This is a genomic window from Ruegeria sp. AF2, from assembly GCF_056542025.1.
On record NZ_JBQFZC010000001.1, the window covers coordinates 309,317 to 322,198 of the forward strand.

Consider the following 12,882-nt stretch of genomic DNA (forward strand, 5'->3'; position numbering starts at 1 on the left):
ATGGAAGTCTATGCCGAATATTCCCACGCGATCGCCGCTTTGGTGATCTTTACCCTGATCGTTCTGTTCATGTCGCCGTTCTCGGCGCTTGCAAAAGCGGGCAAGGGGCTGGCACCGGGGGCCACTCCGGATCAGGATTATTCGGACAGGGCCTATCGTTTGAACCGCGCTTATCTGAACGGCACTGAAACTCTGCCTGCCTTTTTGACTGTTACAGTCGCGGCGATCCTGTTGGGGGCCAGCCCGTTCTGGGTGAACCTGCTGGCCTCAGTAGCGCTGCTGGCGCGGGTTGTTATGTTGGTGATTCACCTGCGCGGGATCGGCAAGCCGCATAGCGGGGTCCGGTCTGTTGCTTATGTGGTTGGATGGGCCTGCATGTTCATTCTTGGCCTTATTGCTTTGGTGGCCGCGTTTTGATCCAGCCCGAAGGATATCATCTGGCCGAGTTGAATGTCGGCCGTTTGTTGGCGCCAACAGACGATCCGCGCGTGGCTGAATTCATGGCCAACCTGGATCGCGTCAACGGGCTTGGCAAGCGGATGTCCGGCTTTGTCTGGATGATGGAAGGGTCCGGAGAACCGGGAACAGGCAACACCGAAAACAGCATCGGGGATGATCCGCAATTCGTCGCGAACCTGACGGTTTGGGAAGACGTCGCCAGCCTTGAGAAATTTGTTTGGGGGACTATCCACAAACAGTTCTACGAGCGTCGGCAAGAGTGGTTCGAAATCCTTGGCGAACAACATTTTGTCATGTGGTGGGTGCGGGAAGGGCATTGCCCCAGTTTGGCCGAAGCGCTGGATCGTCTGGAAAAGCTGCGCTCGGAAGGACCCAGCGAGCATGCCTTTGGGTGGGCAGAATTGAAACAGGCCAGCAAGTGGCGCGACAATCGTTGCGTACAGGTCGCGGCGGAGTGAGCGGGATGTTGTTTCATACGCTTTCTCCTGCGCATCAGCGGATGCCACAAGCGCCAGCCACGAAACAGGAGTGGTCATGATGGCGAAACGCGTATTCGTAATGACAATGGTATTGGTGGGAAGCTTACTTGTATCTGCCTGCGGTACAGCGAAATCGAGGGCGACCCGCGTGGCGTTTGATGGCATTTTCTTCAACGCCAACGCTAAACACGTGGATAAGAAGACGACACCTACCGATTTCACTGTGACTGTGAATGGCGTTTCGCAGTCATTGGAAGGCGCACGCGAAGCGGGCCGCTATGAGGCGACAAAATTCTGCATTCAGAATTTTGGATCGTCCAGAATTGTATGGAAGGTTGGGCCGGAGACCGAGCCGCAAAATCTACGGATCGAAAACGATAAGCTGACGTATGCCGGAAGCTGTCAGCGACCATGAGCCACCGTATCGCATATCACGGCAAAACCCATGGGCTGTTATTGCATAGCAGCCCGGCTGACCGCCGTCTTGGGAATCCCAAGACGAAAGGAAATGTCATGACTGTTGTACGACTTCTGGCCGCGATTTGCGCGATTTCGATGCCTGTAATGGCCGAAGCCAAACCACCCTTGAGGGATGTCAAAGAGATCGACAACGAACTCTACTACATCGCGATCGCAAATGAGATTTCGGAGTACTGTCCGTCGATCAGCGGGCGTCGACTTAAGGCGATTGGGGTGATGTGGGATCTGCGGTCCAAGGCGAACAAACTGGGATATTCGGACAAGGAAATCCGCGCCTATGTGGACTCGGATGCCGAGAAAGACAGGATGCGTGCCAAGGGTGAGGCGTATCTGACCCAAAACGGCGTGTCTTATGAAAATCCCAATTCTTTCTGCACGTTGGGGCGGAAAGAGATTGAAAGAAACAGCGCCATCGGCGTGTATTTGAGGGCGAACTAGCGATGTCTGACCTCCGCAAAGTCAATATCGACGGGCAGGAAATCGAAGTCGATGGCGCGATGACACTGATCCAGGCCTGCGAGCAGGCCGGGGTCGAAGTGCCGCGCTTTTGCTATCACGAGCGTCTGTCGATTGCCGGGAACTGCCGGATGTGTCTGGTCGAGGTCGTGGGCGGCCCGCCGAAACCGGCGGCCTCCTGCGCGATGCAGGTGCGCGATCTGCGTCCGGGTCCGGAAGGGCAGGCACCGGTGGTCAAGACGAACTCGCCTATGGTCAAGAAGGCCCGCGAAGGGGTGATGGAGTTTCTGCTGATCAACCACCCGCTGGATTGCCCGATCTGCGATCAGGGCGGTGAGTGTGACCTGCAGGATCAGGCCATGGCCTATGGTCTGTCAGGGACGCGCTTCAAAGAAGCCAAGCGTGCCGTGGATGATCTGGATCTGGGTCCGTTGGTTGGCACCGCGATGACTCGCTGCATCAGTTGTACTCGTTGCGTGCGCTTCACCACCGAGGTTGCCGGGATCACTCAGATGGGCCAGACCGGGCGTGGCGAAGATGCCGAGATCACCTCGTACCTGAACCAGACGCTGGATTCGAACCTGCAGGGCAACATCATCGATCTGTGCCCGGTAGGGGCGTTGACCTCGAAGCCATATGCATTCACCGCTCGCCCTTGGGAACTGACCAAAACCGAGAGTATCGACGTGATGGACGCTTTGGGCTCAAGCATCCGTGTAGATACCAAAGGGCGTGAAGTGATGCGCTTTCTGCCGCGCAACCATGACGGTGTGAACGAGGAATGGATCAGCGACAAGACCCGCTTTGTCTGGGACGGGTTGCGGCGCCAACGGCTGGACAAGCCGTATGTGCGGGAAAACGGCAAGCTGCGACCAGCCACTTGGCCCGAGGCATTGACCAAAGCCGCTGAGGCACTGAAAGGGGCTGAGAAGCCAGCCGGGATTGTCGGTGATCTGGCTCCAGTTGAGGCCACATTCGCACTCAAACAGATGATCGAAGGGCAAGGCGGTATCGTTGAGTGCCGCACCGACGGCGCCAAACTGCCTGCGGGTAACCGAGCAGCCTATGCCGGGACCGCGGCAATCGAAGATATTGATGCGGCTGAACGTATCCTGTTGATCGGGACCAACCCGCGTGACGAGGCTCCGGTTTTGAATGCTCGTATCCGCAAGGCCTGGGCACACGGCGCCGAGGTGGCCCTGGTCGGGCCTGCCGTCGATCTGACCTATGAGTATCACCATGTAGGCAGCGACCGTGCCGCGCTGCAGACCATCGTTGATATGGGTGGTGATGATGAGATCAAGGGCAAGCGCTCTCTTGTCATCGTCGGGCAGGGCGCGCTGCAGGAGGCCGATGGCTCTGCCGTTCTGGCCGCCGCGCAAGCCATTGCAAGCAATACCGAAAGTGGGCTGATCGTTCTGCACACCGCAGCATCGCGCGTGGGTGCGATGGATGTGGATGCGACCAACGAAAGTGGCATGGAGGCGGTCAACGCGGCCGATGTGATCTATAACCTCGGTGCCGATGAGGTCGAGATCGGCGAGGGTGCTTTTGTGATCTATCAGGGTAGTCACGGCGATCGTGGCGCGCACCGCGCAGATGTGATCCTGCCGGGGGCGGCTTACACAGAAGAAAACGGTCTGTTCGTGAACACCGAAGGGCGTCCTCAACTCGCCATGCGCGCAGGCTTTGCACCGGGAGAGGCCAAGGAAAACTGGGCAATCCTAAGGGCGTTGTCTGCCGAGCTGGGGGCTACTCTGCCCTACGATACATTGGCTCAATTGCGCACCTCCTTGCTCGAATCTGTTCCGCATCTGGCGCGCATTGATGAGGTGATTGAGAATGAAGCAGCGGCGCTACAAGCCGGAAAATTGGGTGAAGCCAGCTTCCGCAATGCAATCAAGGATTTCTACCTGACCAACCCGATTGCCCGCGCCTCCCAATTGATGGCCGAACTATCGGCACAGGCGCAGACCCGCAAGACTGAGAAGATTGCGGCTGAATGAACCAGAAACGTTTCATATCGCAGACGTACGCGGTGCCCGGGTGGCAGATAGCCGCGCCGGATTTGCGTGTGAAATTGAAGATTAAGGGTGGCGTACAGACGGCAGATGCTGTTTACACCAACGCGCCGACCCAGCCGCAGATTGCGCAGGCATCTGGCCTTTGCATCGCACGCGGAAACCAAAATACCCACGGTGTGAGGACCAATGGCTGACTTCTTTAACACCCCAGGCGGAATAGCCATCATCATTCTGGCGCAAGTGCTTGCTGTTGTTGCGTTCGTGATGATCTCGCTGTTGTTCCTCGTTTACGGCGACCGCAAGATCTGGGCCGCCGTCCAGATGCGTCGCGGCCCCAACGTTGTCGGCGTATACGGCCTGCTGCAATCGGTGGCGGACGCACTGAAATATGTGGTGAAAGAGGTCGTCATTCCCGCAGGTGCCGACCGTACGGTGTTTATCCTCGCACCATTGACCAGTTTTGTCCTCGCGATGATCGCCTGGGCGGTGATCCCGTTCAACGATGGCTGGGTCCTGTCGGACATCAACGTCGCCATCCTCTATGTCTTCGCAGTCTCATCGCTTGAGGTTTATGGCGTGATTATGGGTGGTTGGGCGTCGAACTCAAAGTATCCATTCCTTGGGTCGCTGCGCTCTGCCGCGCAGATGATTTCATACGAGGTATCCATCGGTCTGATCATCATCGGCATCATCATCTCGACCGGTTCGATGAACTTTGGTGATATCGTCCGCGCACAGGATGGCTCGTTCGGGTTCTTCAGCTGGTACTGGCTGCCGCATTTCCCGATGGTGTTCCTGTTTTTCATCTCGGCATTGGCTGAAACCAACCGGCCACCCTTCGATCTGCCCGAGGCGGAATCGGAACTGGTTGCAGGCTATCAGGTCGAATACTCGGCCACGCCTTTCCTGCTTTTCATGGCCGGTGAATACATCGCCATCTTCCTGATGTGTGCTCTGACCACACTGCTGTTCTTTGGCGGTTGGCTGTCCCCGATCCCAGGCCTGCCTGACGGCGTATTGTGGATGGTTGCCAAGATGGCGTTCTTCTTCTTCATCTTCGCGATGGTCAAGGCGATCACACCCCGCTACCGCTATGATCAGTTGATGCGCCTGGGTTGGAAAGTGTTCTTGCCGTTCAGCCTCGTCTGGGTCGTCTTCGTGGCCTTCGCGGCGAAATTCGACTGGTTCTGGGGCGCGTTTGCCCGTTGGAGCGTAGGAGGCTGATATGACTCAAATCGAATACACCCGCGCCGCCAAGTATTTCCTGCTGCAGGACTTCTGGGTCGGAATGAAATTGGGCTTGAAGTATTTCTTCGCCCCAAAAGCCACCGTGAACTACCCGCATGAAAAGGGGCCCTTGTCCCCGCGGTTCCGGGGTGAACATGCCCTGCGCCGTTATCCGAACGGTGAGGAACGCTGCATCGCCTGCAAACTGTGCGAAGCGATCTGTCCTGCACAAGCCATCACCATCGATGCCGAGCCGCGCGAAGACGGAAGCCGCCGCACCACGCGCTATGACATCGACATGACCAAATGCATCTATTGCGGTTTCTGCCAGGAGGCATGTCCGGTTGATGCCATCGTCGAGGGCCCGAATTTCGAATTCGCCACCGAAACCCGGGAAGAGTTGTTCTACGACAAGCAGAAACTGCTGGATAATGGCGAACGCTGGGAAGCCGAAATCGCTCGCAATCTGGAAATGGACGCGCCGTACAGATGAGTGACAGTCCGACAAATCCGTTCGAGCTGATGATGAAGCAAGCTCAGGACATGGCCAAGGCGATGAACCCGGCGATGGAAAATTTCTCGCCCAAAGGGTTCGAGGCGCTGTGGCCGACCATGCCGAAAGAGGTCATGGAGATGATGTTCGGCAATACCGTCAACAAGGACGGGCTGGACGCCAAAACTCGCCTTCTGCTGACGCTGGCCGGGCTGACCTGTCAGGGCGCTCAGGCGGACTCGGCGGTGCGTCAGACCGTGCGCCACGCGCTGGAAGCTGGCGCGAAGAAACAAGAGATCGTGGAAACGATCGGTCAGATGTCGGTCTTTGCCGGCATTCCGGCCATGACCCGCGCACTGGATCTGGCGCAAGAGGTCATGGGTGATAACGAGGATGAGGATCAATGACCGTCTTTGCCTTCTATCTGTTTGCCATCAGCGCCATCACCGGCGGGCTATTCACGGTGATCAGCCGCCAGCCGGTGCATTCGGTGCTGTGGCTGATCCTGTCCTTTCTGTCCTCGGCGGGCCTGTTCGTGCTGCTGGGGGCCGAGTTCGTGGCGATGCTGCTGATTATCGTTTATGTCGGCGCGGTCGCGGTTCTGTTCCTCTTCGTGGTGATGATGCTGGATGTGGACTTTGCCGAGCTGAAGGCCGAGATGGCGCGCTACATGCCGCTAGCGCTGTTGATCGGATTGGTGATCCTGATGCAGTTCGTCATGGCCATCGGAGCATGGGACAGCGCGCAGGGTGCCGCCGCCAATCTGGCGCAGCCGGTACCGAGCGACCGCCACAACACTGAGGCGCTAGGCGTCATTCTATACGATCAATACTTCCTTCTGTTCCAACTGGCGGGCCTGATCCTGCTGGTGGCCATGATCGGTGCCATTGTGCTGACACTGCGCCACCGTCAGGACATCAAGCGTCAGGACATCATCGGCCAGATGATGCGCGACCCGGCCAAAGCGATGGAGTTGAAGGACGTGAAACCGGGGCAGGGACTTTGAGACGATGATCGGACTTGAACACTATCTTACGGTCGCGGCGACGCTATTCGTCATCGGCATTTTCGGTCTCTTCCTGAACCGCAAGAACGTCATCATCCTGCTGATGAGCATCGAGTTGATGCTGCTGGCGGTGAATATCAACCTCGTGGCGTTCTCTAGTTTCCTCGGCGATCTGGTCGGGCAGGTCTTTACGCTGTTCGTGTTGACAGTTGCGGCGGCTGAGGCGGCGATTGGTCTTGCCATTCTGGTCTGCTTCTTCCGCAACCGTGGCACCATCGCGGTTGAAGACGTCAATATGATGAAGGGGTAAGAGAATATGGAAACCACCATCCTCTTTGCCCCGCTCGTGGGTGCGTTGATCTGCGGTTTTGGCTGGCGCTTCATTGGTGAGAAAGCCGCCATGTGGACTGCCACGGGCCTGCTGTTTCTGGCCTGCCTGCTCAGCTGGATCGTCTTCCTTTCATTTGACGGCCACACCCAGCAGATCGAGATCATGCGCTGGATCGAAAGTGGTTCGCTGTCGACCAGCTGGGCCATTCGTCTGGACCGTCTGACGGCGATCATGCTGATCGTGGTGACGACCGTTTCGGCGCTGGTTCACTTGTATTCGTTCGGCTACATGGATCACGACCCGCAATGGCGTGAAGGCGAAAGCTATAAGCCGCGTTTCTTTGCCTATCTGTCGTTCTTCACCTTCGCCATGCTGATGCTGGTGACGGCGGACAATCTGGTTCAGATGTTCTTTGGCTGGGAAGGCGTGGGTGTCGCCTCGTACCTGCTGATCGGGTTCTATTATCGCAAGCCCAGCGCCAATGCAGCGGCGATGAAAGCGTTCATCGTGAACCGAGTGGGCGATTTCGGCTTTGCGCTGGGGATCTTCGCGCTGTTCTTCCTGACCGACAGCATCAATTTCTCAGACATATTCGCGTCGGCCCCGGCATTGGCGGAGGAAAAACTGAGCTTCCTCTGGGGTGAGTGGACTGCGATTGAGGTGATCTGTGTTCTGCTGTTCATTGGCGCGATGGGTAAATCGGCGCAGTTGATACTACACACCTGGCTGCCGGATGCGATGGAAGGTCCGACCCCTGTGTCCGCGCTGATCCACGCTGCGACCATGGTTACCGCAGGTGTGTTCCTGGTCTGCCGTATGTCGCCGCTGATGGAGTTCGCACCGGGGGCCACTGGGTTCATAGCCTTCCTTGGCGCTTCGACTGCGTTTTTCGCAGCAACCGTGGGCTTGGTGCAGACCGATATCAAGCGGGTCATTGCGTATTCGACCTGTTCGCAATTGGGTTACATGTTTGTCGCCGCCGGCGTTGGCATGTACTCAGCCGCGATGTTCCATCTGCTGACGCACGCGTTCTTCAAGGCGCTGCTGTTCCTTGGTGCCGGTTCAGTGATCCATGCAATGCATCATGAGCAGGAGATGACCGAGTACGGTGGTCTGCGGAAGAAAATCCCCTATACGTTCTGGGCGATGATGATCGGCACGCTGGCCATTACCGGTGTGGGCATCCCGCTGACCACGTTTGGCTTCGCCGGGTTCCTGTCGAAGGATGCCATAATCGAAAGCGCCTTTGTAGGTGGCACAGGTTATGCCTTCTGGATGTTGGTAATCGCAGCGGTGTTCACCTCATTCTACAGCTGGCGTCTGATATTCCTGACCTTCTATGGCGAGCCGCGTGGCGACAAGCACACGCATGAGCACGCGCATGAAAGTCCAATGGTCATGCTGGTCCCACTGGGCGTGCTGTCGCTGGGCGCGGTGTTCTCGGGGATGCTGTGGTACAACCAGTTCTTCGGCTACACCGATAAAGTGGCCAAGTTCTACGGCATTCCGCTGGCGGAAGAGACCGGCGGTCATGGCGAAGTTGCCGCAGACGCATCTCATGGTGAGGCCAAGGCAGATGACGACCAAGTCGACGCGAAGGCTGATAAAGGCGAGGGTGACTACAAGGCGGACAAAAAGCATGCCAGCTTTGGCGGTGAGCCGGGCGAAGGCGCGCTTTATATGGCACCTGACAACAATGTCCTGAACGATGCGCATGAGGCTCCGAAATGGGTCAAAGTATCGCCTTTTGTTGCTATGCTGCTGGGTTTTGTCGTCGCCTATTGGTTCTACATCGTGAACACGTCGCTGCCCGCTCGTCTGGCGGCGAACCAGCGGCCGCTGTACCTGTTTCTCAAGAATAAGTGGTACTTTGACGAGATCTACGACGCGATCTTTGTCAAACCTACCATTGCGCTGGGTCGGTTCCTGTGGAAACGCGGTGACGGCAACACGATTGATGGCTTCCTGAACGGGGTTTCGATGGGCGTCGTGCCCTTCTTTACCCGCCTCGCAGGCAAAGCTCAGACGGGTTACATCTTTACTTACGCCTTCTGGATGGTTTTGGGCATCGCCGCTCTTGTCACCTGGATGTCGATCGGCGGAGGCGCAAACTAATGGACAATATCCTATCTATTGTCACCTTCATCCCCGCCATCGCAGCAGGCATTCTGGCCCTGTTTCTGCATGGCGAGGACGTAGCCGCGCAGCGCAACGCCAAATGGGTTGCGCTGGTTGCCACAACCGTGACCTTTCTGGTCTCAATCGGCATCTATACCGGCTTTGATCCGTCCAACACCGGCTTCCAGATGGTGGAAGAGGGCGAGTGGCTGCTGGGCCTGAAGTACAAGATGGGTGTCGATGGTATCAGCGTTCTTTTCGTGCTGCTGACCACCTTCATCATGCCGCTGACCATTCTGGCCAGCTGGCAGGTCACGGACCGGGTCAAGGAATACATGATCGCATTCCTGCTGCTGGAAACGCTGATGCTGGGCGTGTTCATGGCGCTGGATCTCGTGCTGTTTTACCTGTTCTTCGAGGCGGGCCTGATCCCGATGTTCCTGATCATCGGTATCTGGGGTGGCAAGGACCGCATCTATGCCAGCTTCAAGTTCTTCCTATACACCTTCCTCGGCTCGGTGCTGATGCTGGTGGCGATGGTTGCGATGTATGCGGATGCGGGCACCACGGATATCGAGGCGCTGATGAGCCATCAGTTCTCGTCCGAAGGGTTCAGCGTACTGGGCATCTATATCGTCGGCGGCATGCAGACGCTGATGTTCCTGGCCTTCTTCGCGTCGTTCGCGGTGAAGATGCCGATGTGGCCGGTGCATACCTGGCTGCCGGATGCGCACGTTCAGGCGCCGACGGCGGGTTCGGTCGTGCTGGCGGCGATCCTGTTGAAGATGGGCGGCTATGGCTTCCTGCGCTTCAGCCTGCCGATGTTCCCGGTGGGGTCTGCGGTGATGACCGATGTGGTGCTGTGGATGTCGGCGATTGCCGTTGTCTACACCTCTCTGGTCGCGCTGGTGCAGGAGGATATGAAGAAGCTGATCGCCTATTCCTCGGTCGCGCATATGGGCTTTGTGACCATGGGTATCTTTGCAGCGAACCAGCAGGGCATTGATGGCGCGATCTTCCAGATGCTCAGTCATGGGTTCATTTCCGCAGCGCTCTTCCTGTGTGTTGGCGTGATCTATGACCGGATGCACACCCGCGATATCGAGGCGTATGGCGGTTTGGTCATCCGGATGCCGGCTTACGCTCTGGTCTTCATGCTGTTCACCATGGCCAATGTCGGCTTGCCTGGTACATCGGGCTTCATCGGGGAATTCCTGACCCTGATGGGCGCATTCCAGGTCAACACCTGGGTGACGGCTGTGGCTGCAACCGGTGTGATCTTCTCAGCGGGCTATGCGCTATGGCTCTATCGCCGGGTAGTCTTTGGAGATCTGATCAAGGAAAGCCTCAAGGCCATCACAGACATGAGCTCGCGCGAGCGGCTGATCTTCGCGCCGCTGATCGTGATGACCATTCTGCTTGGGGTTTATCCCTCGCTGGTGACCGATGTGATCGGGCAATCCACCGCAGCGCTAATCTCGAACTATGACACGGCTCTGGCCGCGGCTGAAGCCGCAACCCAGACAGCCGCTTCGCATTAAGGGGGCTTTGGAGACATGATCCAGGCTGATCTGACAATCATCCTGCCGGAAATTGTTCTGGCAATTTATGCGATGGCGGCGCTGATCGGGGCTGTCTACACCACCAAGGATGCTCTGGCCCCCATGCTGGTCTGGGCCACTTCAGGTCTGATGGCGGTGTTGGCAATCTGGATTGCGATGAATGGCGAAGGTACCAACGTGGCCTTCAACGGCATGTTTGTGGATGACGGCTTTGCTCGATTTGCAAAGGTTGCGATTCTGCTGTCCGCCGCTGCGGTATTGCTGATGAGCCAAGAATATATGGCGCGCCGCGATCTGCTGCGCTTTGAATATCCTCTGCTGGTCGCACTTGCGGCTGTAGGCATGATGATGATGGTTAGCGCAGGCGATCTGATGTCGCTTTATATGGGGCTTGAGCTGCAGTCGCTGTCGCTTTACGTCGTGGCCGCCTTGCGGCGCGACAGTGCCAAATCCACCGAAGCCGGTCTGAAATACTTCGTGCTGGGCGCGTTGAGTTCTGGCTTGCTGCTCTATGGTGCGTCGCTGGTTTACGGCTTCACTGGCACCACGCTGTTCTCGGGCATCATCCAAACGGTGCATCATGGAGATGTCTCGATTGGCCTCCTGTTTGGCCTGGTGTTCATGATCTCGGGTCTGGCCTTCAAGGTCTCGGCCGTGCCGTTCCACATGTGGACGCCGGATGTGTATGAAGGGTCACCGACCCCGATTACCGCGTTCTTCGCCACCGCTCCGAAAGTGGCTGCGATGGCCTTGTTCGCGCGCCTGATGCATGACGCATTCGGAGGCGTGATCAAGGATTGGCAGCAAGTGATCGTGCTGCTTTCGGTCCTGTCGATGCTGCTGGGCGCGGTTGCGGCTATCGGGCAGCGGGACATCAAGCGGCTGATGGCGTTTTCGTCGATTGCCCATATGGGATATGCTCTGATCGGACTGGCCGCTGGGACCGAGATGGGCATCAAGGCAATGCTGATGTATCTGGCCATCTATGTGACGATGAATATCGGAACCTTCGCATTCATCCTGATGATGGAGCGTGATGGCAAACCTGTCACCGATATCGATGCGTTGCGTCAGTTCTCGAAGCGCGATCCGGGCAAAGCTCTGGCAGTCCTGATCCTGATGTTCAGTCTGGCGGGCGTGCCACCGATGCTGGGCTTCTTCGCCAAGTTCGGCGTCTGGCAAGCGGGTATCGATGCCGACCTGTTCGGGCTGGTGATCGTCTCGGCCATCGCCTCGGTCATCGGTGCGTTCTACTATCTGCGGATCGTGTTCTACATGTATTTCGGGGCGGAGAATGAAGACCCGATCGAGATCCGCTCGACCCCGGTTTTGTGGGCAGCGCTGATGGGCTCTGCGGCTCTGATGTTGATTGGCGTATTTTATCAGTTCGGTGTGGAAGGGGCAGCTTCAGCTGCTGCGGCGACGCTTGTCAACTGATACTGCCGCGTTTCGATCAACCGAGGCTCGGTCGCGCGACCGGGCCTTTTTGACATGAGCGAATGGCCGCAGGGATATGGCCTGCATATACTGAAAGAAGTCGACAGTACTCTGAATGAGGCGGTGCGGCTTGCGCCAACAGCGACCGGTCCGGTCTGGATCATGGCACATCATCAGACCGCCGCGCGTGGTCGGCGCGGGCGAGCTTGGGCCAACCCCAAAGGTAATCTGGCAGCGACTTTGCTGATGCGCCCGCCGGGTGATCCGGAACAGGCGGCCCTTCGAAGTTTTGTCGCAGCGCTCGCCCTGTATGATGCCTGTGTGGCGGTAACGGGGCGCGCAGTAGGTTTGGCACTGAAATGGCCCAATGACGTGCTGCTCAACGGCGGAAAACTAGCGGGTATCCTGCTAGAAAGCACGGGGCAGGGCCGGGGGGTGTCACATCTGGCGATAGGGGTTGGGGTGAACCTGTCCGAGGCACCGGGCACTGATCGCGTCGAAGCCGGAGCGGTGCGACCTGTTTCTCTGCTCTCGGAAACCGGCGCGCTCACCACCCCCGAGGATTTTCTGACCGAACTGGCGGTAGCTTATGCGCATTATGAGACCCAGTTCATGACCTACGGGTTCGAACCGATCCGCACCGCCTGGCTATCCCGAGCAGCGCGGTTGGGCGAAGTCATAACCGCTCGTACAGCCACGTCCGAAACGGTTGGAACCTTCGAAACGGTAGACGTGGGTGGCAGCCTTGTCCTAAACACCGCCAAGGGCCGGGTCAGCATTCCGGCTGCGGATGTGTACTTCTGAAAGGGG

Annotated in this window: 14 protein-coding genes; all 14 read left to right on the forward strand. The window is 57.7% G+C overall.

What is annotated here, in order from left to right; translation table 11 throughout:
- The 14 genes from ACR0NM_RS01505 to ACR0NM_RS01570 all read left to right on the forward strand — a co-directional run bounded on the left by ACR0NM_RS01505 (position 1) and on the right by ACR0NM_RS01570 (position 12,876).
- A complete protein-coding gene (locus tag ACR0NM_RS01505) occupies positions 1–417 on the forward strand; it encodes an MAPEG family protein (protein ID WP_170424105.1) in 417 nt (138 codons plus the stop codon).
- On the forward strand, positions 414–917 hold the full coding sequence (locus ACR0NM_RS01510; protein WP_170403991.1) for a DUF3291 domain-containing protein: 504 nt from the start codon (positions 414–416) through the stop codon (positions 915–917). Before ACR0NM_RS01505 ends, ACR0NM_RS01510 begins: the two co-directional genes overlap by 4 nt.
- Before the next feature lie 76 nt (positions 918–993).
- Positions 994–1,353, forward strand: coding sequence for a hypothetical protein (locus tag ACR0NM_RS01515; RefSeq protein WP_170397047.1), 360 nt, complete (start codon positions 994–996; stop codon positions 1,351–1,353).
- A 98-nt stretch (positions 1,354–1,451) separates the two neighbouring features.
- Complete coding sequence (locus ACR0NM_RS01520) at positions 1,452–1,856, forward strand: DUF5333 domain-containing protein (protein WP_170424103.1); 405 nt, start codon at positions 1,452–1,454, stop codon at positions 1,854–1,856.
- A 2-nt stretch (positions 1,857–1,858) separates the two neighbouring features.
- Positions 1,859–3,880: an NADH-quinone oxidoreductase subunit NuoG gene (gene nuoG, locus ACR0NM_RS01525; protein WP_170564942.1), complete on the forward strand. Its 2,022-nt coding sequence runs from the start codon at positions 1,859–1,861 to the stop codon at positions 3,878–3,880.
- Between the two features lie 204 nt (positions 3,881–4,084).
- Positions 4,085–5,122 carry an NADH-quinone oxidoreductase subunit NuoH gene (nuoH, locus tag ACR0NM_RS01530; protein ID WP_039534288.1) on the forward strand — a complete coding sequence of 346 codons (1,038 nt, stop codon included), beginning with the start codon at positions 4,085–4,087 and terminating at the stop codon, positions 5,120–5,122.
- Position 5,123: 1 nt separating this feature from the next.
- Positions 5,124–5,618, forward strand: a complete 495-nt coding sequence (gene nuoI, locus ACR0NM_RS01535) for an NADH-quinone oxidoreductase subunit NuoI (RefSeq protein ID WP_480612900.1) — start codon at positions 5,124–5,126, stop codon at positions 5,616–5,618.
- On the forward strand, positions 5,615–6,025 hold the full coding sequence (locus ACR0NM_RS01540; protein WP_010442761.1) for a carboxymuconolactone decarboxylase family protein: 411 nt from the start codon (positions 5,615–5,617) through the stop codon (positions 6,023–6,025). Before nuoI ends, ACR0NM_RS01540 begins: the two co-directional genes overlap by 4 nt.
- The gene (locus tag ACR0NM_RS01545) at positions 6,022–6,624 is read left to right on the forward strand and encodes an NADH-quinone oxidoreductase subunit J (RefSeq protein WP_170397038.1); all 603 of its coding nucleotides are present in this window, start codon (positions 6,022–6,024) and stop codon (positions 6,622–6,624) included. Before ACR0NM_RS01540 ends, ACR0NM_RS01545 begins: the two co-directional genes overlap by 4 nt.
- 4 nt (positions 6,625–6,628) lie before the next feature.
- Positions 6,629–6,934 carry an NADH-quinone oxidoreductase subunit NuoK gene (gene nuoK / locus ACR0NM_RS01550; RefSeq protein WP_005984024.1) on the forward strand — a complete coding sequence of 102 codons (306 nt, stop codon included), beginning with the start codon at positions 6,629–6,631 and terminating at the stop codon, positions 6,932–6,934.
- 6 nt (positions 6,935–6,940) lie between these two features.
- The gene (gene nuoL / locus ACR0NM_RS01555) at positions 6,941–9,070 is read left to right on the forward strand and encodes an NADH-quinone oxidoreductase subunit L (RefSeq protein ID WP_170511198.1); all 2,130 of its coding nucleotides are present in this window, start codon (positions 6,941–6,943) and stop codon (positions 9,068–9,070) included.
- Positions 9,070–10,614, forward strand: coding sequence for an NADH-quinone oxidoreductase subunit M (locus tag ACR0NM_RS01560; RefSeq protein WP_170403976.1), 1,545 nt, complete (start codon positions 9,070–9,072; stop codon positions 10,612–10,614). The genes nuoL and ACR0NM_RS01560 overlap by 1 nt, the downstream gene beginning before the upstream one ends.
- A gap of 15 nt (positions 10,615–10,629) precedes the next feature.
- Positions 10,630–12,072, forward strand: a complete 1,443-nt coding sequence (gene nuoN / locus ACR0NM_RS01565; RefSeq protein ID WP_480570685.1) for an NADH-quinone oxidoreductase subunit NuoN — start codon at positions 10,630–10,632, stop codon at positions 12,070–12,072.
- 54 nt (positions 12,073–12,126) lie between these two features.
- Entirely contained in the window at positions 12,127–12,876 is a 750-nt protein-coding gene (locus ACR0NM_RS01570; RefSeq protein ID WP_170403973.1) for a biotin--[acetyl-CoA-carboxylase] ligase, read from the forward strand.
- Positions 12,877–12,882 lie beyond the last annotated feature (6 nt).